Source organism: Devosia psychrophila (genome assembly GCF_000971275.1).
In the GTDB taxonomy this organism is placed as follows: Bacteria; Pseudomonadota; Alphaproteobacteria; order Rhizobiales; family Devosiaceae; genus Devosia; species Devosia psychrophila.
In genome coordinates, this window is the sequence record NZ_LAPV01000011.1 from 38,566 (window position 1) to 61,024 (window position 22,459).

At 61.3% G+C, this 22,459-nt stretch carries 23 protein-coding genes; 10 read left to right on the forward strand and 13 right to left on the reverse strand.

Going from position 1 to position 22,459, the window contains the following annotated elements:
* Window positions 1-141: 141 nt before the first annotated feature.
* The 3 genes from WH91_RS01850 to WH91_RS01860 form a co-directional block, all read right to left on the reverse strand.
* Window positions 142-327: a tautomerase family protein gene (locus WH91_RS01850; protein ID WP_046169310.1), complete on the reverse strand. Its 186-nt coding sequence runs from the start codon at window positions 325-327 to the stop codon at window positions 142-144.
* Complete coding sequence (gene ndk / locus WH91_RS01855) at window positions 327-749, reverse strand: nucleoside-diphosphate kinase (protein WP_046169311.1); 423 nt, start codon at window positions 747-749, stop codon at window positions 327-329. Before ndk ends, WH91_RS01850 begins: the two co-directional genes overlap by 1 nt.
* A 130-nt stretch (window positions 750-879) precedes the next feature.
* Window positions 880-1,236, reverse strand: coding sequence for a hypothetical protein (locus WH91_RS01860; RefSeq protein WP_046169312.1), 357 nt, complete (start codon window positions 1,234-1,236; stop codon window positions 880-882).
* A gap of 418 nt (window positions 1,237-1,654) precedes the next feature.
* On the opposite strand from WH91_RS01860, the gene WH91_RS01865 reads away from it, so the two are divergent.
* The 4 genes from WH91_RS01865 to WH91_RS01880 all read left to right on the forward strand — a co-directional run bounded on the left by WH91_RS01865 (window position 1,655) and on the right by WH91_RS01880 (window position 5,760).
* Window positions 1,655-3,523 (forward strand): ABC-F family ATP-binding cassette domain-containing protein, encoded by a 1,869-nt coding sequence (locus WH91_RS01865; protein ID WP_046169313.1) that lies wholly within the window; start codon window positions 1,655-1,657, stop codon window positions 3,521-3,523.
* Entirely contained in the window at window positions 3,520-3,972 is a 453-nt protein-coding gene (locus WH91_RS01870; protein WP_046169314.1) for a cupin domain-containing protein, read from the forward strand. Before WH91_RS01865 ends, WH91_RS01870 begins: the two co-directional genes overlap by 4 nt.
* 24 nt (window positions 3,973-3,996) lie before the next feature.
* Window positions 3,997-4,875, forward strand: a complete 879-nt coding sequence (locus WH91_RS01875; RefSeq protein WP_046169315.1) for a DUF4344 domain-containing metallopeptidase — start codon at window positions 3,997-3,999, stop codon at window positions 4,873-4,875.
* A 63-nt stretch (window positions 4,876-4,938) separates the two neighbouring features.
* Window positions 4,939-5,760, forward strand: a complete 822-nt coding sequence (locus tag WH91_RS01880) for a DUF4344 domain-containing metallopeptidase (RefSeq protein WP_052952530.1) — start codon at window positions 4,939-4,941, stop codon at window positions 5,758-5,760.
* Between the two features lie 158 nt (window positions 5,761-5,918).
* Here WH91_RS01880 and WH91_RS01885 read toward each other — a convergent pair whose 3' ends face one another.
* The 4 genes from WH91_RS01885 to WH91_RS01900 are packed head-to-tail and all read right to left on the reverse strand — an operon-like array spanning window position 5,919 to window position 8,812.
* Window positions 5,919-6,536: a YitT family protein gene (locus WH91_RS01885; RefSeq protein WP_046169316.1), complete on the reverse strand. Its 618-nt coding sequence runs from the start codon at window positions 6,534-6,536 to the stop codon at window positions 5,919-5,921.
* Window positions 6,533-6,982, reverse strand: coding sequence for a DNA polymerase III subunit chi (locus WH91_RS01890; RefSeq protein ID WP_046169317.1), 450 nt, complete (start codon window positions 6,980-6,982; stop codon window positions 6,533-6,535). The genes WH91_RS01885 and WH91_RS01890 overlap by 4 nt, the downstream gene beginning before the upstream one ends.
* Window positions 6,982-7,350, reverse strand: coding sequence for a VOC family protein (locus WH91_RS01895; protein WP_199533485.1), 369 nt, complete (start codon window positions 7,348-7,350; stop codon window positions 6,982-6,984). Before WH91_RS01895 ends, WH91_RS01890 begins: the two co-directional genes overlap by 1 nt.
* Window positions 7,331-8,812 (reverse strand): leucyl aminopeptidase, encoded by a 1,482-nt coding sequence (locus WH91_RS01900; RefSeq protein ID WP_046169319.1) that lies wholly within the window; start codon window positions 8,810-8,812, stop codon window positions 7,331-7,333. The genes WH91_RS01895 and WH91_RS01900 overlap by 20 nt, the downstream gene beginning before the upstream one ends.
* A 250-nt stretch (window positions 8,813-9,062) precedes the next feature.
* On the opposite strand from WH91_RS01900, the gene WH91_RS01905 reads away from it, so the two are divergent.
* From WH91_RS01905 to rsmA, 6 genes are all read left to right on the forward strand, one after another.
* Complete coding sequence (locus WH91_RS01905) at window positions 9,063-10,133, forward strand: LptF/LptG family permease (RefSeq protein ID WP_046169320.1); 1,071 nt, start codon at window positions 9,063-9,065, stop codon at window positions 10,131-10,133.
* Window positions 10,130-11,200, forward strand: a complete 1,071-nt coding sequence (locus WH91_RS01910; protein ID WP_046169321.1) for an LptF/LptG family permease — start codon at window positions 10,130-10,132, stop codon at window positions 11,198-11,200. Before WH91_RS01905 ends, WH91_RS01910 begins: the two co-directional genes overlap by 4 nt.
* On the forward strand, window positions 11,197-13,500 hold the full coding sequence (locus WH91_RS01915; protein WP_143078188.1) for an LPS-assembly protein LptD: 2,304 nt from the start codon (window positions 11,197-11,199) through the stop codon (window positions 13,498-13,500). The genes WH91_RS01910 and WH91_RS01915 overlap by 4 nt, the downstream gene beginning before the upstream one ends.
* A 91-nt stretch (window positions 13,501-13,591) precedes the next feature.
* Window positions 13,592-14,485, forward strand: coding sequence for a SurA N-terminal domain-containing protein (locus WH91_RS01920; RefSeq protein WP_158409501.1), 894 nt, complete (start codon window positions 13,592-13,594; stop codon window positions 14,483-14,485).
* A gap of 53 nt (window positions 14,486-14,538) precedes the next feature.
* Entirely contained in the window at window positions 14,539-15,537 is a 999-nt protein-coding gene (gene pdxA, locus WH91_RS01925; RefSeq protein WP_046169324.1) for a 4-hydroxythreonine-4-phosphate dehydrogenase PdxA, read from the forward strand.
* Complete coding sequence (gene rsmA, locus WH91_RS01930; protein ID WP_046169325.1) at window positions 15,534-16,382, forward strand: 16S rRNA (adenine(1518)-N(6)/adenine(1519)-N(6))-dimethyltransferase RsmA; 849 nt, start codon at window positions 15,534-15,536, stop codon at window positions 16,380-16,382. Before pdxA ends, rsmA begins: the two co-directional genes overlap by 4 nt.
* Here the strand turns inward: rsmA and WH91_RS01935 are convergent.
* The 6 genes from WH91_RS01935 to WH91_RS01960 all read right to left on the reverse strand — a co-directional run bounded on the left by WH91_RS01935 (window position 16,379) and on the right by WH91_RS01960 (window position 22,396).
* Window positions 16,379-17,611 (reverse strand): MFS transporter, encoded by a 1,233-nt coding sequence (locus WH91_RS01935; RefSeq protein ID WP_046169326.1) that lies wholly within the window; start codon window positions 17,609-17,611, stop codon window positions 16,379-16,381. The genes rsmA and WH91_RS01935 overlap by 4 nt on opposite strands.
* A 288-nt stretch (window positions 17,612-17,899) precedes the next feature.
* Window positions 17,900-18,538, reverse strand: coding sequence for a guanylate kinase (gmk, locus tag WH91_RS01940; protein ID WP_046169327.1), 639 nt, complete (start codon window positions 18,536-18,538; stop codon window positions 17,900-17,902).
* Between the two features lie 10 nt (window positions 18,539-18,548).
* Window positions 18,549-19,436, reverse strand: a complete 888-nt coding sequence (locus WH91_RS01945) for a YicC/YloC family endoribonuclease (RefSeq protein ID WP_199533486.1) — start codon at window positions 19,434-19,436, stop codon at window positions 18,549-18,551.
* Window positions 19,433-20,545 carry an endolytic transglycosylase MltG gene (mltG, locus tag WH91_RS01950; RefSeq protein WP_046169328.1) on the reverse strand — a complete coding sequence of 371 codons (1,113 nt, stop codon included), beginning with the start codon at window positions 20,543-20,545 and terminating at the stop codon, window positions 19,433-19,435. The genes WH91_RS01945 and mltG overlap by 4 nt, the downstream gene beginning before the upstream one ends.
* 322 nt (window positions 20,546-20,867) lie before the next feature.
* On the reverse strand, window positions 20,868-22,130 hold the full coding sequence (gene fabF / locus WH91_RS01955) for a beta-ketoacyl-ACP synthase II (RefSeq protein WP_046169366.1): 1,263 nt from the start codon (window positions 22,128-22,130) through the stop codon (window positions 20,868-20,870).
* A 29-nt stretch (window positions 22,131-22,159) separates the two neighbouring features.
* Window positions 22,160-22,396 carry an acyl carrier protein gene (locus tag WH91_RS01960; RefSeq protein WP_046169329.1) on the reverse strand — a complete coding sequence of 79 codons (237 nt, stop codon included), beginning with the start codon at window positions 22,394-22,396 and terminating at the stop codon, window positions 22,160-22,162.
* Window positions 22,397-22,459 lie beyond the last annotated feature (63 nt).

Sequence of the window (22,459 nt, forward strand, 5' to 3'; positions counted from 1 at the left end):
GGCTTCGCCCTGTGGAGGAGATTGTAAGGTAGAGTTCCCGCCTCTGGCGGGGACGCCGTGCTGTTGGCGGCATCATAGCATAAACGAACGAAAAGGCCGCCCCGAAGGCGGCCTCCACGCATATCTAGCAGATTGCGAGGCTTAACGCTCGCTAAAAGGAATGCCGCCCTTGGCTTTGCTGTCCTTGGGGGCCTCGATGATCTGCACCGTCACATTTTCAGGATCGGTGCCGAAATTCTTCACCACGGCATCCGTGATGTCCTTCATGAGGCCGCGCTTCTGTTCGGAAGTGCGACCCTCCACTGCATAGACGTAAATTTCAGGCATTAGCCAACGAGCTCGTCGTCGGAAAAGAAATACTTGATCTCTTCGGCAGCGGTTTCGGGAGCGTCCGAACCGTGGACCGAGTTTTCGCCGATCGAGAGAGCGAATTCCTTGCGGATGGTGCCTTCTACCGCGTTTGCCGGGTTGGTCGCGCCCATGACTTCACGGTTCTTGAGGATGGCGCCTTCGCCTTCCAGAACCTGCAGCACGACGGGCGAAGCGATCATCTGCTCGACCAGTTCGCCGAAGAACGGGCGTTCCTTGTGGACCGCGTAGAAGCCTTCGGCCTGGGCGCGCGTCATCTGGATCTTCTTGAGGGCGATCACGGTCAGACCGGCTTCCTCGAACTTGGTGACGATCTTGCCGATGAGGTTACGACGGACGGCATCGGGCTTGATGATGGAGAAAGTGCGTTCGAGCGCCATGAGGGTCGATCCTTGAATGGGTCTGTTGGAAAGGTGGCGCCTTGTAGCGGCGAACTGCGACGGAGACAAGACTGTGCGCACCGTAGCAAGGCGGCGCGCACCATACTGGTTAAGTCCGCAGTGATGACCGCTATTGTGGGGTCAGCGTCTCGGTGCCGGCGCCATCTTGACCCGCAACGGTCCAAGAGCCAATCATCGAGCCGTCCTCTAAGATTTCATAGATCAGCAGGCCAAGATTGTCGCCCTGGAAATGTGCTGCAGCAAACGCAATGCCGTCGCGCATGCAGATGCCACTCGACGTGATTTTGCCAGTGGTCCATTCGATGGCACAGGTGGTTTCGCTGAGCCCGGTGATCTCGGCAGTGCCGGTATATTGCGACCCATCGAGATTGGTACCGGTGACACCGTAGGTGCCTCCGATATCCTGTGCCGTGGCAGCTGCGGTTATTGCCAGTATCAAACCTGCAGAAAGAACAATCAGACGCATTTATTACCCTCCAAAATGCCGATGCTTCGACACTTTGAATATCGGACGAAAAATAGCAATGGTACCAGGACTAGTTTTTTCCAGGGCGCTAACGCGACACTAGAAAGTCATCGTCGACCGCCATGATGCCAGCCTACCCGACGCTGATTTCAGCGGCCCCGAAGGGTGGGGAAGCTGCGCGGTCTGGCAAGTGGCACGCCAGAGGTCGCGAGGGTCAAGTCATCATCCTTTGCGTTCCGGACAGTCGAAATCGTGCGCCGGGACAATTATGCTAGCGCGACAAAGAGGCACCTATGCAGCATGGGACGGTTGCCATGCGGGGCCGTTGACACTATCGAACGGCAAAGCCTTTTTCGGGCGTCTTGCCGTGGTGGCGCCATTGCCATGCGGTCCTGCCCTCTCCACAGATTGCCGCACCATGCTGACCATCAACAATCTCACCTATCGCATCCAGGGCCGGGAGCTGTTCGAGGATGCGTCCGTGGTGCTGCCGACCGGCTCCAAGACCGGCTTCGTCGGTAAGAACGGCACGGGCAAGACCACGCTGTTCCACCTGATCCAGGGGCATATCTCGCTGGATTCAGGGTCGTTCGACCTCAACAAGAAAGCACGTATCGGCGCGGTGGCGCAGGAAGCGCCGGCTGGCAACGAGAGCGTGCTGGACGTGGTGCTGGCCGCCGACAAGGAGCGCACCGCGCTTTTGGCCGAAGCCGAGACCGCCGAAGACCCGAACCGGATCAGCGATATCTATACGCGGCTGTCCGATATCGACGCCTATTCGGCCGAAGCGCGTGCTTCGTCCATTCTGAAGGGCCTCGGCTTCGAGCAGGACCGGCAGAATTCGCCGACCCATGAACTGTCGGGCGGCTGGCGCATGCGCGTGGCGCTGGCGGGCGTGCTGTTCAGCCAGCCCGACCTGCTGCTGCTCGACGAGCCGACCAACTATCTCGATCTGGAAGGCACGCTGTGGCTGGAGAAGTATCTCGCCACCTATCCCTACACAGTGTTCATGATCAGCCATGATCGCGACCTGCTGAACAAGTCGGTCAGCTCGATAATCCATCTCGAACATAAGAAATTCACCTTTTACAAGGGTAATTACGACACGTTCGAAAACACGCGTCGGATGCAGATGGAGCTGAACAACAAGGGCCGCGACAAGGCACTTGACCAGGTCGCGCATTTGCAGAAGTTCGTCGATCGCTTCAAGGCCAAGGCCAGCAAAGCCAAGCAGGCGCAGTCGCGCATGAAAATGATCGAGAAGCTGCGGCCGCCTGCAGCGATGTTCGACGAATATTCGGCGCCGTTCACCTTCCAGCAGCCCAAGGCCGAGGCGGCGACGCCGATGCTTTCGCTGGACAGCGTGTCGGCCGGCTATGGCGACCGGACCATCTTGCGCAACATCAACATGCGCATCGACCCCGAAGATCGCATTGCGCTGATCGGCGTCAACGGCAATGGCAAGTCGACCTTTGCCAAGCTTTTGGCAGGCGATATCGAGCCGATGAGCGGCACGTTGCGCAAGGGCAAGAAGCTGGAAATCGCGCATTTTGCGCAGCACCAGATGGACAAGCTCAAGCCTGAATGGACCCCGTTCGAGCATGTGGTCGATATGATGCCGACCGATAGCGAAGCCAAGCGCCGCTCGCGACTGAGCCAGATGGGCCTGACCAAGTCGCGGATGGATACGCTGGCCAAGAACCTGTCGGGCGGCGAGCGCGCCCGCCTGCTGATGGGCCTGATTACCTTCAGCGGCCCAGGAATGATGATCCTTGACGAGCCGACCAACCATCTCGATATCGACAGTCGCGATGCGCTGGTGCATGCGCTCAACGATTATGAGGGCGCCGTGCTGATCATCAGCCATGATCGCCATTTGATCGAAGCGACCTGTGACACGCTGTGGATCGCCGAAGGCGGTGGCATACGCGTGCTGGACGAAGACTTAGACAGCTACCAGCGCAGCATTACCTCCAACAAGGAGGGCAAGGGCGGCGGTGGCGGCAAGGGTGGCAACAAGCTGAGCAAGCATGAAGCTGCGGCCAAGCGAGCGGAGGTCGCCCCGTTGAAGGCCAACATCAAGGACGCCGAGGCCAAGATCGCGCGGCTCAAGACCGAGATCGGCAAGGTCGATGCGCAGCTCGACGATCCCAAGGTATATAATGGTGCGCCTGACCGGATGATCACGCTGGGCAAGGACAAGGCACGTTTCACTGCGGATCTCGAGAAGCAGGAAGAGCAGTGGCTGGCGCTGAGTGCCGAGCTGGAAGCCGCGGAAAAAGCATGAGCGAGCTGAGCGCCGAGGACGTCGTTGCGGCGCTCCGGATGCAGCGGCATCCCGAGAGCGGCTGGTATGTGCAGTCGTTCAAGGATGAGGACAAGGTCGATGACCGCGCTTGGTCGACGGCCATTTATTACCTGCTGCAGGCGGGTGATGTTTCGCACTGGCATCGCGTCGATGCCGTCGAAGTGTGGCACTGGTATGCGGGCGCGGCGCTGAAGCTTTCGATCTCCGACGGCCAGACCGTCGATTTGCACATGCTGGGCAATGACCTCATCGTCGGGCAGCGCCCCCAGATCATGGTGCCGCGCCGGGTCTGGCAATCGGCGGTCAGCACCGGTGCCTGGACGCTGGTGGGCTGCACGGTAGCGCCCGGCTTCCGCTTTTTGGGCTTTGAACTGGCCGCTCCGGACTGGGCACCCGGCGCTAACCAAGATCGCAATTCCGCCGATTGACACGGGCCGCGGCTTGTCATTCTCATGGGCGCCACGAAGATCGGCCGAAGGCGCGCGATGTCGTTGTTGAAGAAGCTGGTTTTGATCGCGGCGATTGGCCTGTCTCTGTTGGCCGGCGCTGTGCAGGCGCAGGAACTCACCAAGCATCAGCGGGCCGAGCAGCGGCGGTTTGCCTATAATAACAGCCTGTTCGTGCTCTATCACGAGGTCGGGCACCTGCTGTTCCACAAACTGGAACTGCCTGTGCTGGGGCGCGAGGAGGATGCCGCCGACAATGTGGCGACGTGGACGCTGCTGCGCCAGGGCACGCCAAAAGCCGACCAGGCGCTGAAGGACGCGGCGCGCGGCTGGATCCTGTCCGGCATTGCCTACAATAGCGGTGGCACGGAGGGCGACTATGCGGCCGCCCATAGCCTCGACAAGCAGCGCGCCTATCAGATCGTCTGCCTGATGATCGGCATGGATGCGACTGCGTTCCGGCCGGTGGCCAATGAATACCGGCTGGATAGCGACCGGCAGAAAAGCTGCCAACTGGACTATGACATGATCGACCGCTCTCTGGATGGCCTGCTGGCCAACCGCGGCGTCGGCAAGAAGCACCGCGGTACAGAGGTCGTCGTGACCTATCACAATGTGAGCGGACAGCTGAAAGTGGCGGCAGATGCGTTCAAGGCCAGCGGCGTGTTCGACCAGGTAGCCGAGGAGCTACGGACCCGTTATCGCCTGAGCGAGACAGTCCGGTTCAATGCCAAGCGCTGCGGCGAGGCAAATGCTTTCTATGACCCGGACACCGTCGAGGTCATCTTTTGCTATGAACTGATGCAGGACTATATGGATCTGTACTCCAATAACCTGGAGCAGACGGCTATGCCGGCGCCGGGCGGCAAACAAAAAAACAACTAAGCCATGATGTTTGTGTGATTAGATAAGTGCTGCGGCGAGGGGCCGCCGTCTCTGGAGATTATCTTGCGCGTTTCGTCACTCATTCTAGCCGCCCTGGCCTTCGCCATGGCGCCCGCCTCCCTTGTCGTTGCCCAGGATGACATCCCCGACAAGGATCTGGTCGCCGCCGTCGATTTCGCCATGCATGACGCGACGTTCACGCTGTATCACGAGATCGGCCACATGCTGGTCGGCGAGCTGGGCATTCCGGTGTTGGGCAAGGAAGAAGACGCGGCGGATGCGCTGGCGACGATCATGTTGCTGACCGACGACGAGGACGACGACAGCTATAATGCGCTCGTGGACGCCTCGGACGGCTGGTATTTCAATGCCGTGAAATCTACCGGGTCGGGCGTCGAGGACTTTTCATATTATGACGAGCATAGCCTCGATATTCAGCGCGCCTATGCCATGGTCTGCCTGATGGTGGGCAAGGACCCCGAAGCCTTCGCGCAGACCGCGGAGGCCTATGATCTTGACCAGGATCGGGTGGATGGCTGCGCCTATACCTATGCCCAGGCATTTTCGTCGTGGACCTCCCTGCTCGAACCGCATGCTGTAGCCGAGGAGCAGGGCGCAGAAATCAGCGTGGTCTACGAGGACGCGGGCGACTACGATTCCTTTGCCGAAATGCTCAAGCAGCGCGAGGTGCTGGAACGCGCTGCGGCCCTGGTGACGAGCCGCTACGTGCTGCCCGGCCCTGTGACCTTCAAGGCTACGCTATGCGGCGAGGCCAATGCCTATTACAGCCCCAGCGAGGGCGAGATCACCTATTGCTATGAACTGGCCTCGGACATGTTCCAGCTTTATCTGGTCGATATTCTTGGCCATACACTTGAAGAATAGAATGAAGAATAGACCGGGCGGCATCAAGCCGAGCCGCCCGCCGCGCCCAATCGGGCAGTGATCCGAGGGCGTTCACCACTCATGCCGTGTTGAATGTGACCCGCAGACCAAGTCCGCGGGTAGGCAGGTGACGCGGCGTTGACACGCCACTTCGCAGGCTAACTGAAGCCGACGTAGCGGCCGGGCTTGTGGTTGGTGGCGATGATCATGTTGAGCACCAGGGCGCCGAGGATCGAGTAAAGCACACGATCCAGCGGCAGCACGAAAAAGGCCGCGGCGAGGATCACGGCGTCAACACCAAGCTGGAAGTAGCCGGCGCGAATGCCGAAATTCTCCTGCAGATACAGCGCCAGAATGTTGATGCCGCCGACGCTGGCCTTGTGTCGAGCCAGCGACAGAATGCCCAGGCCGATCAGCCCGCCGCCAAGCAATGCCGCGAACAGCGGGTGAATGCTGGAAATGTCCATCCAGCCGGGAATGTGCGCCGTGAAGTAGGACACCAGGCCGACGCCGATGAAGGTTTTGATGGCAAAGGGCCAGCCCATGCGCAGCAGGGCCAGAGCATAGAAGGGCAAGTTGATGGCGAAGAACAGCCAGCCGAAGGGAACGCCGGTTCCATATTGCAGCAGCAGGGCAAGGCCGGCGGTACTGCCGGTGGTCAGCGTCGCTTCGGCGTAGAGTACGACGCCGAACGACACAAGCATGGTCCCGATCAGGATGGCGAACAGGTCTTCGGGCATTGTATGCCGGCTGGGCGTTGCGAGTTCGGTCGTCATGCCTTCTTGACCCACCGACCGCCGGGTTCCTGCTGCCAATAGGTTAGCACATTGTTACCCTTGAGCGCCTTCCATGCGACGCGCGCTTCGGCGACGGCGTCGGGATCGTGGCCGGAAAACATGTAGACGATGCGTTCGTAGCCCTCCGCCGATTGCGGCACGGCGCGATCGACGAAGAAGCGGCAAGCCGCCTGGTTGGGGTTGTCGGTGCCCGTGGTGATCAAGATGGGTTGGTGGGCATCGCTGCTGGCATCACCGGCGAGGCCATGTGGCAGGAAGCTGTCGTCGCGGAAAGTCCAGAGATGGGCATCCAGCGCGTCAGCCCGCTCGGTCGAACCAACTTCCACCACGGCGCGCCAGCCGCGCTCAAGGGTCTTTTCCAGCAATTGCGGAATGACAGCTTCGAGCGGCCGGGGTTCGAGATGGTAGAAAAGGATATCTGGCATCAGCACAACACTTCGACAAGGAAGCCGCCAGGAGCCCTGACATAGAAAGTCCACCCGTGGGAGCGTTCCGGTGCAGCGACGTCGATGCCGTCGGCCTTCATACGCGCGTTGATGTCGTCAACTGCCGCTTCGGACGCCTGAATAAACCCAATGTGGAAGGTTGCGGGATAGGCGATGTCCTTGCCCTTGAACATGGAGAGAACCAGACCCTCGTCGTCCTGCAAGAAGGCCATGTTCTTGTTTCCGCCACCCAGGTCTCGAAGACCGAAATACGTCATCAGGAAACTCTTGGCAGGTTCAACATCTGTGACGGCAAGATTGACGTGGTTCAGGCGCATGGTTGCTCCTTTAGCCTTGGTAATAGTCACGGACCAGGCGGTCCAGCAGGGCGACGCCGAAGCCGGGCGCCCAGGAGGTGTTGATCTCCGAGGTCCCTGCCCCAAAAGCGGTGCCGGCGATGTCGAGATGGGCCCAAGGGACGTTGTTGACGAAACGCTGCAGGAACTGGGCGGCGGTGATCGAGCCAGCCGGACGGCCGACCGAATTGCGGATGTCGGCGAACTTGGATTCGATCATCTTGTCGTAGGCCGGAGCCAACGGCATGCGCCAGAGCTTCTCGTTGGCATTGAGGCCGGCATTCAGCAGTTGGATCGACAGCTCGTCATTGTTGGAGAACAGGCCCGCATGCTCATGGCCGAGTGCCACGACGATGGCGCCGGTGAGCGTCGCCAGGTTGATCATGAAGCGCGGCTTGAAGCGGTCCTGCGTGTACCAAAGCGCATCGGCCAGCACGAGGCGGCCTTCGGCATCGGTGTTGATGACCTCGATGGTGGTGCCGCTCATCGCCTTGACGATATCGCCGGGGCGCACTGCGTTGCCCGACGGCATGTTTTCTACCAGCCCGATAACGCCGACGACATTGACGGGCGCCTTGCGGCTGGCAAGTGCAAGCATCAGTCCGGTGACCGCAGCCGCTCCACCCATATCGCCCTTCATGTCTTCCATGGAAGCGGCGGGCTTGATGGAAATACCGCCGGTATCGAAGACCACGCCCTTGCCAACAAAGGCCAGCGGGGCCGTATCAGCTTTGCCACCGCGCCACTGCATGACGACGAGGCGCGCCGGGCGATCGGAGCCCTGGGCGACGCAGAGCAGCGAGCCCATGCCGAGCTTTTCGAGCGCCTCGGGCTCAAGGACTTCGACATCGACCCCGAGCTTGGAGAGTTCGGCAGCGCGGGCGGCGAATTCGACTGGGCCGAGCAGATTGGCCGGCTCGTTGATCAGGTCGCGGGCCAGCAGCGTGCCATCGACTGTGGCGTTGCGATCGGCGATAGCGGCACCGGCGGCCTCTATGTCGGCAACGTGGAGGGTGATTTCCAGCGCGGCGGCGGCGTCGTCGGCCTTTGCGGTCTTGTATTTGTCGAAGCGGTAGTGGCGCAGGCGAAGGCCGGCGGCGAGTTCGGCAATGGCAGCTGGCGTGGCGGCGGCTTCATCGAGGATGACCGCGACTTTTTCGGCGCGGCTGGCGGAAATCTTGGCCAGCAGCGAGCCGCCACGATCGGTCCAGCCATTGAGCGGGGCCTCATCACTCGCCTTGCCGCTGCCGAGCACGATGAGGCGCTTGCCCCCTGCCCCCAATATGTCCAGCGCATGGCCCTGCTTGCCCTTGAAGCCACCAGCGGCAGCGGTCTCGGCCCAGACCAGACCCGTGGCAGACCAGGCAGTCGCGGCGGCGCCTGCAGGCGGGCTGTCCTCGGTTGCATAGATGATCGTCGTGGTGGCGGAAACGGCGCCGAGCGGCGCGGTACGGATGGTGATGGACTGGGGCATGGAAGGCCTTGGTAGCGGTTGCAGGGAAGTAAGCTCATGGCGAGCGGAAAACCCGACCGTTCGCCACACTCTGACCCAACTCCCCACACAACCAAGGATTGTTCAGTATGAGTACTTTACATTGAGGTCTTTGCCCGCCGCGTCAATCCCGCAACAGGGCGCGGACAAATCCGTGCACAGAAGGCTGATTGCTTGAATGCCCGGGCGAATTACACCAAGGTCCGCCCGTTCCGGAGACGTTTTGCATCGCATGAAGAGATTGACCGCCTATCTGGCTCGGCTGTTCGTAACCGACGCGCTGATCCTGTTCGGCGTGGTCTGCTTCCTATTGTGGATGATCAACTGCCTGCGCTCGTTCGATGTGATTTCGGTCAAGGGGCAGAGCATACTGGTGCTGGGCGCGCAGGCGTTGCTGACCATGCCGCCGCTGGCCATTTCGTTCTTCTATATCTGCATCGGCATTGGCCTGACGCGCGCCCTGCAGGCGCTGCAGGAAAATCGCGAATTGCACATCATCCATACCAGCCACGGCTTGCCATCGCTGTGGAATGCGACTGCCGTGGTGACCGGCGTCGGGGTGATCGCGGTGCTGCTGCTGTCCAATTTTATCGAGCCTGCCGCAAATCGCCGACTCAACTTGCTCAATGCCAGCGTGGCTGCGGACCTGGTTAGCTCGACGCTTCGCCCCGGGCGGTTCACCCAAATAACGCCCGGGGTAATATTGCTGATTGGCGGGCGCGAGGGCGACGGGGAAATCCGCGAGTTTTTTGCCGACGACCGGCGCGACCCGGAAACCCGGCAGACCTATATTGCAGAGACCGCGCGCGTCTCCGCCAATGGCGACGACTACGTGCTTGAGCTGCGCAACGGCAAGCTGCAATACACCCAGGCCAACGGGCGGTTTTCCGAGATTTCTTTCGCGCGCTATGACGTCAGCGTAGACCAGTTGTCGCAGTCGATCGGTGCCACCGATCCAATGCTGGAGAAAGACACGATTACGCTGGTGCGCGAGGCCCTGGCCAGCGGCGACTGGAACCAGGGCATGCTGATATTGGTCGCCAACCGCATGGCGGAAGGGCTGCGCGTGGTCGGCATGGCTATCATGATGCTGGCCATCATGGGCTTCCCCAGCGGCAGGCGCACGCGCTTTAATGTGCCCATGGAAGCGGTGGTACTGCTGATCGCCTTTGGCGAGCGCGGCATCAGCGCCTATAGCCCGCTGGGCACGGCGACGGGGGCATTGCTGCTGATCATTGTCGCGGTGGTCGCCTTGGCCGCGCGCGTGTGGCCGCGACGGTATCCGCTGGCGGTGCGGCCATGAGCCGGATCGACTGGGTAGTTCTCAACCACGTGGGCAGCCGCATCGCGGTCACCGTGTTGGTATTTTACGGTCTGATTGCGCTGGTGGAGTCGCTCGACACGTGGCGGTTCAACTATGTCGCCGAGGGCCATGGTTTTCACATGGCATTGGTCATGGTGGCGATGAGCGCGGTCAAATGGACCATCAAGACCCTGCCGGTGACGGTGCTGATGGGCGCCATTCTAGGCTTCATCGACTTGAAAGCACGGCACGAACTGACGGTGATCCAGGCCAGCGGCATTTCGATATGGCGGACGGTGAGGGCGCCGGTGATCGTGCTGGGGCTGCTGAGCCTCGCCACATCGCTGGGCCTTGAAACCATCAGCACGCAGATCAACCGGCAGCTCAGCCCGACCCCGCCCGGCCAAGCGTCAATGCTGACACCGGCAGGTGAAATCTGGCTCGAACAGCGCAGCGGTGATTTTCACTATGTGATGATGGCGACCGGCATGCAGCAGGGCGGCACAGCCTTGGGTCAGGTCACCGTGTTTCAACTCGGCGAGAGCGAAGAGGCCCGGCTGGAAGCTCCCGAGGCGATTCTCGAGAGCGGACACTGGGTGTTTTCGACGGCCATAGTGCGCACGCCAGACAGGCCGGCGCGGACATTGTTCAATTATAGCCTGCCGACCAGTTCGACAGCGGAAGAACTCGGCCTCAAGCTGTCATCCACCGAAGACATGACCTTTTTCGAGCTGGCGAGCCTGTTACAGGCCGGGGTAGCCGACCCGGGCATTAGGACGGCGGCAACCATGCGGCTGATCAAACTGCTGGCTTTGCCGCTGGTGCTGACCGGCTCGCTGTTCATTGCTTTTGCGTTTACCGCAGGTTATCGAAGAGGCTCTAATTATGGTCCGGCGGTCCTTTACGGGATTGTACTGGGCTTCGTCGTGTTTGTGATTACCGAGATGGCCGACCGTGCCGGGTCGACCGGCGTTCTCGACCCCACCTTCGCGTCGATCGGACCGGCGTTTGTAGCAATTGTCATTGGCGTGACGGTGCTGCTGCACAAGGAAGACGGGCGCGCGTGAAGTACGGTGCGAATACGAGTAAGTGGGTACGTCGCCTGGCTCTGGCCAGTGCGTTGCTGGCGCTTACCCTGACGCCGAGTGCCTTTGCGCAAGGTCTCATTCCAGCGGATTTTTTCAATGCATCAATCGACCCGGCGGCGCCGACGGCTGTCGATGCGGACACGCTGACATTCGACAGCGTCGCGAACGTCATCACGGCCACCGGATCGGTGGTGCTACGCCAGGGCGGCTATACGATGGCTGGACAAAGCCTGGTTTATAACCGCGTTAGCGGCGAGCTGAAGTTCGTCGGCGAGGTTACGGTGCTCGATCCTTCAGGCAATTTGGCCGAGATGGACGATCTAGAAGTGACCGGCGGCATGAAGCAGGCCTTCATGAATGCGCTGACCATCACAGCCTATGATGGCTCCCGGATCACCGCCGACAGTGTCGACTACGACGATGAACTGCTGACCGTGCTGGAGCGCGCCAATTACGCGCCTTGTGGCGAGTGCGTTGACGGTGCGGGGCAACGCATTGGCTGGTCGGTCCAGACGTCCCGCGTCATCAAGAATGGCGAGGATGGATCGATCACGCTGGAGCAGCCTACGTTGTCGCTGCTCGGTATTCCGGTCGCCTGGTTGCCTTATTTGTGGCTGCCGGACACCGGTGCTTCGACCCTGGGCAGCTTGCGTATGCCCAACTATGATTACAGCGAACAAACCGGGCATCGCCTGGAAGTGCCGTATTATGCCTATTCGAGCCGTTGGACCGACGTCATCCTGACGCCGACATTCATGACGCGGCAGGGTTTTCTGCTCGGGGCGGAAGTGCTGCAGCGGTTCGATGCCGGCTCGTTCCAGATCAAGGCATCCGGCCTGTACCAGTGGGACAAAGCGGCGTTCACCTTTACGGAAGCGCAGCGCGACTGGCGTGGCGCGATCCAGACCTCGGGTGAATTCAAGCCGATCAAGGATTGGACCGTCGGTTGGAGCTATACGGCCTTCACGGACGCTGCATATCTGGTGGATTATCGTCTGGCAGTGGGCAAATCTACGACCAATCAGGTCTATGCGACGCACCTGACCGACGACACCTATTTCGATGCTCGCGTGCAGCAGTTCAACCAGATCGGCAACTACACCGCCGCTGATCAAGGCCAACAGGCGCAAACCGTGCCTGTGGTGCAATTCAATCATGTCGAGGACCTGGGGCCAGGCAATGGCCGGGTCGAGATTGCCGGCAAGCTGCTTGGCGTGCGGCGCGAATTCGATTCGAAGACGACGTCCAATGGCGTACCCTATGTGTTTGGTTATGCCGGCAACAAGCAGCATGCGAGCCTGCAGGCCGGATGGCAGACGCAGTGGATCGGCGCTGGCGGTTTTGTTGCCACCCCGTATCTGGGCGGTCGTGCCGATCTTGCCTATTACGATGGGACCAGCCCGATCCTACCCGGCGCGACCACGCTGTGGAGCGCGACGCCGATCGCCGCCATGGATGTGCGTTTCCCGATGGCCGCAAGCGACGGCTCGACCGTGCATTTGATCGAGCCGATCGGACAACTAGTCTATCGCGGATCCAATACCAGTGCAGTCGGCATCACCAATGATGACGCGCAGAGCTTCGTGTTCGATGACACAAACCTGTTCAGCTACAACCGCTTCTCGGGCAGCGCCCGCCAGGAGACGGGGTTGCGCGCCAATGTGGGCGGTCGCTACCAAGCCAACTTCCTTGAAGGCAGCTTCCTCGAATTGATCGCCGGACAATCCTTTCAGCTGGCAGGCAGCAATGCATTTGCGGGGTCGGACCACACGCAAGTCGGCGTCGGATCGGGGCTCGACACGTCGGCTTCCTACGCGGTGCTGGGCGCCTATGCCGGGCTCACGCAGGGCATTACTGCCGGTGGCAAGCTGCAGATCGACACTACCAATCCGCGGATTTCGCGCGGTTCGTTGACAGCGGCATATTCCAAGGATCGCTACGGCGCTTCGCTCGACTACAGCTATATCGCGGCAAATCGGGCAGCGGGCGTGATCAAGGACCAGCATGAGATCGGCGGGACATTGACAGTTCCGGTAACCGAATACTGGTCGGTGAATTCCAGTGCCGCCTGGGACTTGAGCGCCGGTAGCTTCCTGCAGGTCGGCGGCGGGGTTGTCTATGACGATGGCTATCTACTGATCGGCGCGGGCGCTACCCGCAATGGCCCGACCCACACGACACCCAATGCTACAAACTTGACGGCTAGCTTCCGCCTGAAGGCGCCGGCGGGGCTTAATCTGGGCTATACTGGCTCAACCGCTCTGCCCACCTTACCTTGATATCGGATTTTGGCCTCAATCATGGGGCAATTGACAGCGCTCTATTCCCGCCGCATTGAGTGCGGGTGGTTTGACGTGAGGCGGAACAATGATGGCCAAGAATTTCTGGGGGCGCACTGCCAGCGCCATTCTCGTGGGCGCAATGCTGCTGATGGGCGCTGCCGTGCCGGCGATGGCGCAGAATGTCCGCGCGACAGTCAACGGGACGATCATCACCGACCTCCAGGTCGCCCAGCGCCAGAAGCTGTTTGCCCTCGAAGGCAATCGCGGTGGCAGCAAGGGCGCGTTGGACCAACTGGTCACGGAAGCTATTCAGCTCGGCGAAGCCAAGCGTATCGGCATCACCGTCTCCAATGCGCAGGTCGACGAGGCGCTGCTGCAGATCGCTCGCAACATGAAGGTCAGCCAGGACAAGCTGGTCAGCATGTTGCAGCAGGGCGGCGTAGGCATGGATACGCTGAAGGACCGCTTGCGTGCAGCCATCGCCTGGAATGCCGTCACCGAGCAGGCCATCATGCCGCAGGTTCAGATCTCCGAGCTGTCGCTGGACCAGGAGGCCGCCGCCAAGGTGCAGGTCTATCAGGGCTTCGATTACATTCTTAAAGAAGTGATCTTCGTCGGCAGCGCTGGCCGTTCAGGCCAGGCCAACAGCTACCGCTCCAAGTTCTCGGGCTGCGACACAGCCGTCGATCTGTCGCTCGGCTATACCGATGCCGCGGTGATCGATGTGGGTCGCCGCCATGCCACACAGATGCCGGAAGCCATCGCCAAGGAACTGGCGGGCCTTAATGTTGGCGGCATCACCAAGCCGCGCGCGGTGGAAACCGGCCTGTCGATGCTGGCGGTCTGCGAAAAAACCCAGGCGGAAGACCTGACCTTCATCAAGGGCGACCTGCGGGCCGAAGCCGGCAACACTGCCTTGGGCGGCCAGTCGGAAACCTATATGGCCGAGCTGCGCAAGAACGCCAAGATCATCTTTAACTAACTTGGACGGGTCCGCCGCTGGCGGGCTCTTTTTCGTCTGCGACGGGGGCCGAGATGGACAAACCGCTGGCCATCAGCATGGGCGAACCCGCTGGTGTGGGGCCTGATCTCATCCTGGCACTGTATGCGAAACGGGTCGAGCTCGATCTTCCCGAATTCTGCGTCTTCGGCCATGCCGACCTTCTCAAGGCCCGGGCCGCGCGGCTGGGACTTGATATAGAGATCGCGACGGTTGGCGCTCCCGGTACCAATGCTGCTTTTGCTACCGCACTGCCCGTCTCTCATGTCGAGGGACTGGTGCCTGACAATCCCGGCCAGACCTCACCGCTTTCCGCCGCTGCGGTGATCCGGTCTATCGAAGCCGCCGTCGAGGCGACCATGACTGGCGAGTGCCGCGGGCTGGTAACCGGGCCAATCCACAAGGCGGCACTCTACAATGCCGGCTTCAGGCATCCTGGCCATACCGAATTCCTGGCCGAACTATGCGCCATGGGTGGTAAGCCTCGGCTGCCGGTCATGATGCTGGCGCATGGCGGTCTGCGCGCGGTGCCGGTGACCATCCATGTGCCGATCCGTGCCGTGCCTGACCTTTTGACCAAGCAGCTCATCGTCGATACTATCAAAGTGTTGGCGCATGACCTCAAGCAGCGCTTCGGCATTGCCAATCCGCAGATCGGCGTGGCCGGGCTGAACCCGCATGCGGGTGAAGGCGGCGCGATCGGGCGCGAGGATCTCGAAATCGTCGGACCTGCGGTGGCGCAATTGCAATTCGAGGGCATTGGCGTCGAAGGCCCCCTGCCCGCCGATACGCTGTTTTACCCGGCCCACTGGGCGCGTTATGATGCGGTCGTGGCGATGTATCACGACCAGGCGCTGATCCCGATCAAGACGGTGGCGTTCGAAGAGGCGGTGAATGTAACGCTGGGCCTGCCTATCGTTCGGACTTCGCCGGATCATGGCACGGCGTTCGACCTCGCCGGCACCGGACGCGCATCCTACGCCAGCTTCCTCGCGGCCATCAGAATGGCCGACGCAATGACAGCGAACCAATGACCCAGATCGACAACCTGCCCCCGCTGCGCGAGGTGATCGCGGAGCATGGCCTGCGCGCCAAGAAGGAGCTGGGACAAAACTTCCTGCTCGATCTCAACTTGACGTCACGCATCGCCCGCGTTGCCGGACCGCTCGAAGGCATCCGTGTCATCGAGGTTGGCCCAGGCCCGGGTGGATTAACCCGGGCGCTGCTAGCTGAGGGCGCACGCGACGTTATTGCCATCGAGCGCGACCCGCGTGCCCTGCCCGCACTGGCCCAGATATCCGAGGCTTATCCCGGCCGGCTGACAGTGATTGCCGGCGATGCGATGGAGATCGATTATCGCCTGCTGGCGGATGGGCCGACGCGCATCATCGCCAACCTGCCCTATAATATCGCCACGCCGCTGTTGACCGGCTGGCTGACCATGGACCCGTGGCCGAACTTTTTCGAGAGCCTGACGCTGATGTTCCAGCGCGAAGTGGCCGAGCGCATCTGCGCCAAGCCGAGCGAAGACCCCTATGGACGGCTCGGCGTGCTGGCCGGCTGGCGCAGCGAGGCGCGGATAGCCTTCAATGTGGGTCGGCAGGCTTTCGTGCCGCCGCCCAATGTCACCTCGGCCGTGGTGCATCTCACACCCAAGCCGGTGGGTGATGATGTGACGGTGAAAAATCTCGAGCTGATCACCCGCTCGGCATTTGGACAGCGTCGCAAGATGGTGCGGCAGAGCCTGAAGGCGGCGGGCGTGCCGGTGGAGGGCCTGTTGGCCGCGGCTGGGCTCAAGGGCGACGAACGGGCGGAAGACCTGCCCATCGAGGCGTTCCTCGCCATGGCGCGGGCATTGCCAGCTTTGCGTCGGAGCTAAACTGCAGTCGGAGGCTCGGGCGGAAGTTCGGGGACTGGCAGGGGTGGCAGTTGGACCATGCGGAAGGCTACCAGCAGGGCCGCGATGGCGGCACCGCCGCTGACCAGCATGACGCCGTTCCAGCCCCAGGCCACCCAGGCGTAACCACCGAGTGTGCCGAGCACGGACGAGCCGAGATAGTAGGCGAATAGGTATATGGCGGAGGCCTGAGCGCGGCCGACCAAAGCGCGGCGGGCGACCCAGGCGCTGGCAATGCCGTGGGCGGCGAAGTAGCCGATGGTGGCAATAGCGAGGCCGGCGATGATGATGGGCGTCGAGGGGATCAGCGTCAAGAAAACGCCGATGGTCATTGTCAGCACGAGTATCCAGTAGACCTTTCGGCGACCGAGGCGCTGGGCGAGACCGCCTGCCCATGTGGAACTGATGCTGCCGAGCAGATAGACCACGAAAATGGCGGCGATGGCCGAGTGGCTGAGGTTGAAGGGCGGCAGCGCCAGGCGGAAGCCGGCGTAGTTGTAGAGCGTGACGAAGCTGCCCATCAGCAGGAAAGCGGAGGCAAATAGCCAAGGCAGGCCGGCATCATTGAACTGGAGGCGAATCAGGCGGGCGAGATCGCGCAGGCCGAGGCGGGTGCGAGCGGAATTGTGCGGCGTTGGGAGGAGCAGGACTACGGCGATCGCTGCTGCGGCGATTGCCACGCCGAGCACCAAGAGGGCTGGCCGCCAGCCGATCCAGTCGGCCAGCACGCCGGAGAGCAATCGTCCGGCCATGCCGCCTATGGCGGTGCCGCCGATGTAGAGACCCATGGAAAAGCCGAGCGCGTCCGGGTCCATTTCTTCTGCCAGGTAGACCATAGCGACGGCCGGAAGTCCCGACAAGGTCAGGCCCATCAGCGTGCGGATGGCGAGCAGCGCGTACCAGTTGGGCGCCAAGGGCAGTAACAGGCCGAGGGCCGCTGTTAGCAGGATGGCCCAGACCATCAGTGTCTTGCGGCCGAGGCGGTCGGCGACCAAGCTAGCGAACAGCAAAGCGACGGCAAGGGTAGCGGTGGTGACCGAGAGCGACAGGGAACTGGTGCCGGCGTCGAGGCCGAATTCGGCGGCAAAGATCGGTAGCAGGGGCTGGACGGAATAGAGCGAGGCGAAGATCGCGAAGGCGGAGAGGAAGAAGGCGACGTTGGCGCGGAGGAAAGCCGGCGTGCCGCGGCGAATGACGGAAGAGGTGGTCATTTTATTTGCAACTCAATGCCCAAATTGATCCCCGCCCTTGATCCCTCTCCACAAGGGGAGGGAGACGATGAACATCGACGGTCGCGCTGGCGCCTCCCTCCCCTCGATGCGGAGGGATTGAGGGTGGGGTGATGGCGGGAGTGGAGCTACCATCAAACAGCGCTTGGCCCATAGCTGATCCAATGGAGCGATTCGTCCTGCGGCTTCGTGCCATTCCGCCATAGGCCTCATGGCCTTCTCACCTAAATTCGCTCCACCGGAGCGAATTTTCCTGCGGCCGGTTCGAATTCAAAGAGAATCGATCTGGTTCTGTAAGTCTTTGACGAAGTTGTCCAATTGGGTGAGGCGCGGGCGGGCGAGACGGGCTGCGGCGAGGATTGAGCGCACCTTCTGGGTGGAAGCTTCGAGGTCATCGTTGATGATGATGTAGTCGTATTCGGAATAGTGCTGCATTTCGAGCTTGGCGTTGCGCAGGCGCTTTTCGATGGTGCCGGAGCTGTCCTGGGCACGACGCTCAAGGCGAGCGCGGAGCTCTTTGATGGTCGGCGGCAGGATGAACACGGTGACCATGTCCTTGCGGCTCTTTTCGTAGAGCTGCAGCGTGCCTTGGTAGTCGACGTCGAACAGGATGTCGTTGCCGGCAGCGAGTTGTTCCTCGACCTTGGCACGCGGCGTGCCGTAGAAATTGTCGTGGACCTGCGCCCATTCAAGCAGTTCGCCATCGGCCTTCATGGTATTGAAGGTGGGCACATCGACGAAATAATAGTGGGTGCCTTCGACCTCGTCGGTGCGCCGGGCACGCGTGGTCACTGAAACCGACAGACGGATATTGGGGTCCTGCCCGAACAGGGATCGGGAAATCGAGGATTTTCCGGCGCCTGACGGCGAAGCGAGAACCAGCATGACGCCGCGGCGCTGAGACTCCATCAGCAATATCCTATTCGATGTTCTGCACCTGCTCGCGTAATTGATCGATCGCCGCCTTGAGGTCAAGGCCAATGGCAGTCAGCTCCACCGCATTGGATTTACTGCACAGGGTATTGGCTTCGCGGTTGAACTCCTGGGCCAGGAAATCGAGGCGCCGACCGGCGGCTCCGCCAGTGGCGATAAGCTCGCGGGCGGCCGCAATATGGGCTGTGAGACGATCGAGCTCTTCGCGGATGTCGGCCTTGGTGGCGAGCAGCAGGGCTTCCTGCGCCAGGCGGTCTTCGGAGAGTTTGATATCGGTCGCGAGATCGGCAACCTGCTGGCGCAATAGGGCCAGGATGACCTCGCGGCTGCGGGCGGGGTGGGCCTCGGCGCGAGCCACCAGCGCCTCGATCTCAAGCAACCGATCAAGCAGAACCACGGACATCCTGCTCCCCTCCTGGCGACGGGCGACTGTCAGGTCGATCAGGGCAGTGGAAACCGCGTCGAGAATAGCTGCGCGAAGTGCTTCGCCATCCTCGTCTAGTACGCTGTCGCGCTGTTCCAGAACGCCGCGCAGGGCGAGAATGCCATCGAGACTTGGCGGCGCGGCCTCCACCCTGCCCTTCAGCTCATCGAGAGCGGCCAGCACCGTGTCGAGTGCTTGACGGTTGATGTAGAGCTCGCCGCCTGCCCCTTGCCGCTCCACGGTGAGGTTTAGCGTTACCGAACCACGGGTCAGCGTCGTGCCGATCAGCTGCCGGATATCGCTTTCGAGCGTGTCGAAACCCGGCGCCAGGCGCAGGCGGATGTCGAGGCCACGGCCATTGACTGTTTTGACCTCGCAGGCAAATGACGCCCCATGCACCGCGCCATTGGAACGGGCATAGCCCGTCATGCTGGCGAGTGGCTGGCTCATTGCGGGGCCGGTGCTGCGCCGGCCTGCTCGGCCTCGAGTTCCTGACGGGTGGCCTCGGCGTCCGACTCGGCCTGCGCGGCGGCTTCGGCAGCGATGCGACGGTACTGCGCCACATTGTCCTGATGCGCGGCATATGTTTCGGCGAAGACGTGGCCTTCGCGCGGCGTGGCACCCTTGGCGACGAAGTAGAGGTAATCGTGGGTATCGGGATTCGCGACTGCCTTGAGGGCGTCGAGGCCGGGATTGGCGATCGGCGTCGGTGGCAGACCGTCGATCTGATAAGTATTGTAAGGCGTTTTGGCCTCGATCTCGGAGCGGCGGATGCCGCGGCCGAGCGTCGACTGGCCCTTGGTGATGCCATAGATGATGGTCGGATCGGACTGTAGGCGCATGCCTTCGCGCAGGCGATTGACGAAGACTGCGGCAACCTGTGGACGCTCGCTGGCGACGCCGGTTTCCTTTTCGACGATGGAGGCCAGAACCAGCAACTGCTCGGGTGTGTCGATCGGCAGGTCGGCGGCGCGGCCCTCCCAGACCGCGGCAAGTTCGGTGGTCATCGCCGCCTGCATCTTGTCGAGCACGGCCTGGCGAGTATCTCCCGGAACATAGTCGTAACTGCCGGGCAGGATGGAGCCTTCGACCGGAAGCGTCGTGATCTCGCCGACGATATTGCTGTCGTCATTGAGGCGCTGGATGGCCTCCCATGAGGTCCAGCCCTCGGGGATGACGACTGCGTAACGGATCGGATTGCCGGTGGTGAGCTCGGTCAGGATATCGACCATGCTGGCGCCCGCTGGAATCTGGAAGTCGCCCTGCTTGATGGTGCCCGCCAGCTCGGTGACGCGGCTGCCGACCTGGAAAATGTACTGGTTCGATATCAGCCCCTGCTCTTCGAGACGCGGGGCGATGGACGAGAGGCCCGAACCGGCCTCGACGCGGAAGGTCGTGTCGGCGGTCAGCGGGCCGTCGCCATAAAACTGCGAGGCGCCATACAGCACGACGCCGCCTGCTAACAAGAGACCAAGCACCAGCAGGGACAGGAGGCCGTTGAGAATATCGACGAAGCCATTGCTCGAACGGCGACGGCGCCTTTGCTTGCGGTCATTCATAGCGCTCGTTCACCCTCGGGGCCCACTTGCCTGCGCATTCTCTCAGGGTGAGGCGAATGTCATCGAGCTTTGGGTCTTGTCATCGATTTGAGTCAGCCTCATGGCTGGTCGTCATTGTTGGCGATGCGGCGCCACAAAAACAAGAGGGCCGGCGCCCCCTCCTGCCTCTATCCACGGATGATCAAGGCAGGATTTGCGCCCAAATAGTTGATGGACCGCCGTCTGTGGACTTGGCTCGTCTGGGCCATTCGGGCCAGGCCCTCATGGCTTTTTATTCTAAATCAGCGCCACTGGCGCTGATTTGCCTTCGGCCGGTTCGAAATCAGCCGACCTTGCGCATGACAAGGGTCGCATTAGTGCCGCCAAAGCCAAAGCTGTTGGACAGCGCCACGTTGACTTCCTTCCTGAGTGCCACCTTGGGCACCAGGTTGATCTCGGTCTCGACCGATGGATTGTCGAGGTTAAGCGTCGGCGGCACGATGCTATCGCGCATGGCCAAAAGGCAGAAGATGGCTTCAACCGAACCGGCAGCGCCCAACAGGTGGCCGATAGCCGACTTGGTTGAGCTCATGACCGCCTTGGATGCGGAGTCGCCCAAGACGCGGGTGACGGCACCCAGTTCAATTTCGTCACCCAGCGGCGTCGAGGTGCCATGTGCGTTGATATAATCGACTTCGGATGCATCGACACCGGCACGCTTGATTGCTGCGTTCATGGCCCGGAAACCGCCATCGCCATCGGGCGACGGAGCCGTGATGTGATAGGCATCGCCGGAAAGGCCATAGCCGACCACCTCGCCATAGATCTTGGCGCCGCGCGCCTTGGCACGCTCGTATTCTTCGAGAACGACGATGCCGGCGCCCTCACCCATGACAAATCCATCACGGTCCTTGTCGTAAGGACGCGAGGCCGCTGTGGGATTGTCGTTGAAATTCGTTGAAAGGGCACGGGCGGCGGCGAAGCCTGCCAGCGCCAGACGGTTGACGCAGCTTTCGGCGCCACCGGCAACCATGACGTCTGCGTCGCCCATCGAGATCAGCCGGGCGGCGTCACCGATGGCATGTGCGCCGGTCGAGCAGGCCGTGACCACAGAGTGGTTAGGGCCCTTGAGGCCAAAGCGGATCGACACATAGCCGGAGGCCAGATTGATCAGGCGGCCTGGAATGAAGAAGGGGCTGATGCGGCGCGGGCCCTTTTCGTGCAGGATTATGGAGGCATCATAAATGCCGCCAACGCCGCCGATACCAGAGCCGATCAGAACGCCTGTGCGCTCCTGCTCTTCCTGGGTCTTGGGCTCGACGCCCGCATCATCGATAGCCTGCTTGGACGCTGCCATGGCATAAACGATAAACGCGTCGACCTTGCGTTGATCCTTTACGTCCATCCACTCATCAGGATTGTACTTGCCGTCGGCGTAGTCGCCGAGCGGCAAGCGATGAGCAATCTGGCATGCGATATCATCGACCTGGAATTCGTCGATACGCCTGGCACCACTCTTGCCGGCCAAAATATTGGCCCAAGTAGCTTCGACTCCGCAACCGACGGGCGTTACGAGGCCCAACCCGGTTACGACGACGCGGCGCAATTCCATGATCAACGTTTCTCTATCAGCCCTTAGCCGACAGCCTTGGTGAGGAAGGAGACTGCATCGCCGAATGTCTGGATCGATTCAGCAGCATCATCGGGGATTTCCACCGAGAATTCTTCTTCGAAGGCCATTACCAGTTCGACCTGGTCAAGGGAGTCTGCACCCAAATCGTCGATGAAGCTCGCCTTTTCGACAACCTTCTCGCCATCCACATTGAGGTGTTCCACAACGATCTTGCGGACCCGATCAGCGACATCGCTCATATTAGACTTCCTTTTTCGAAATCGAGGTTTCGTTTCGCTTCTTATTGGCGGATTGCCAAATCT

Coding starts and splice junctions, on each gene's coding strand:
- WH91_RS01850 (WP_046169310.1), bottom strand. CDS start 327: ATGCCTGAAATTTACGTCTATGCAGTGGAGGGTCGCACTTCCGAACAG.
- WH91_RS01890 (WP_046169317.1), bottom strand. CDS start 6,982: ATGCCAGATATCCTTTTCTACCATCTCGAACCCCGGCCGCTCGAAGCT.
- WH91_RS01875 (WP_046169315.1), top strand. CDS start 3,997: ATGGGCGCCACGAAGATCGGCCGAAGGCGCGCGATGTCGTTGTTGAAG.
- WH91_RS01905 (WP_046169320.1), top strand. CDS start 9,063: ATGAAGAGATTGACCGCCTATCTGGCTCGGCTGTTCGTAACCGACGCG.
- WH91_RS01910 (WP_046169321.1), top strand. CDS start 10,130: ATGAGCCGGATCGACTGGGTAGTTCTCAACCACGTGGGCAGCCGCATC.
- WH91_RS01945 (WP_199533486.1), bottom strand. CDS start 19,436: ATGAGCCAGCCACTCGCCAGCATGACGGGCTATGCCCGTTCCAATGGC.
- WH91_RS01870 (WP_046169314.1), top strand. CDS start 3,520: ATGAGCGAGCTGAGCGCCGAGGACGTCGTTGCGGCGCTCCGGATGCAG.
- WH91_RS01885 (WP_046169316.1), bottom strand. CDS start 6,536: ATGACGACCGAACTCGCAACGCCCAGCCGGCATACAATGCCCGAAGAC.
- WH91_RS01920 (WP_158409501.1), top strand. CDS start 13,592: ATGGCCAAGAATTTCTGGGGGCGCACTGCCAGCGCCATTCTCGTGGGC.
- rsmA (WP_046169325.1), top strand. CDS start 15,534: ATGACCCAGATCGACAACCTGCCCCCGCTGCGCGAGGTGATCGCGGAG.
- pdxA (WP_046169324.1), top strand. CDS start 14,539: ATGGACAAACCGCTGGCCATCAGCATGGGCGAACCCGCTGGTGTGGGG.
- WH91_RS01935 (WP_046169326.1), bottom strand. CDS start 17,611: ATGACCACCTCTTCCGTCATTCGCCGCGGCACGCCGGCTTTCCTCCGC.
- WH91_RS01960 (WP_046169329.1), bottom strand. CDS start 22,396: ATGAGCGATGTCGCTGATCGGGTCCGCAAGATCGTTGTGGAACACCTC.
- mltG (WP_046169328.1), bottom strand. CDS start 20,545: ATGAATGACCGCAAGCAAAGGCGCCGTCGCCGTTCGAGCAATGGCTTC.
- WH91_RS01865 (WP_046169313.1), top strand. CDS start 1,655: ATGCTGACCATCAACAATCTCACCTATCGCATCCAGGGCCGGGAGCTG.
- WH91_RS01900 (WP_046169319.1), bottom strand. CDS start 8,812: ATGCCCCAGTCCATCACCATCCGTACCGCGCCGCTCGGCGCCGTTTCC.
- ndk (WP_046169311.1), bottom strand. CDS start 749: ATGGCGCTCGAACGCACTTTCTCCATCATCAAGCCCGATGCCGTCCGT.
- WH91_RS01860 (WP_046169312.1), bottom strand. CDS start 1,236: ATGCGTCTGATTGTTCTTTCTGCAGGTTTGATACTGGCAATAACCGCA.
- gmk (WP_046169327.1), bottom strand. CDS start 18,538: ATGGAGTCTCAGCGCCGCGGCGTCATGCTGGTTCTCGCTTCGCCGTCA.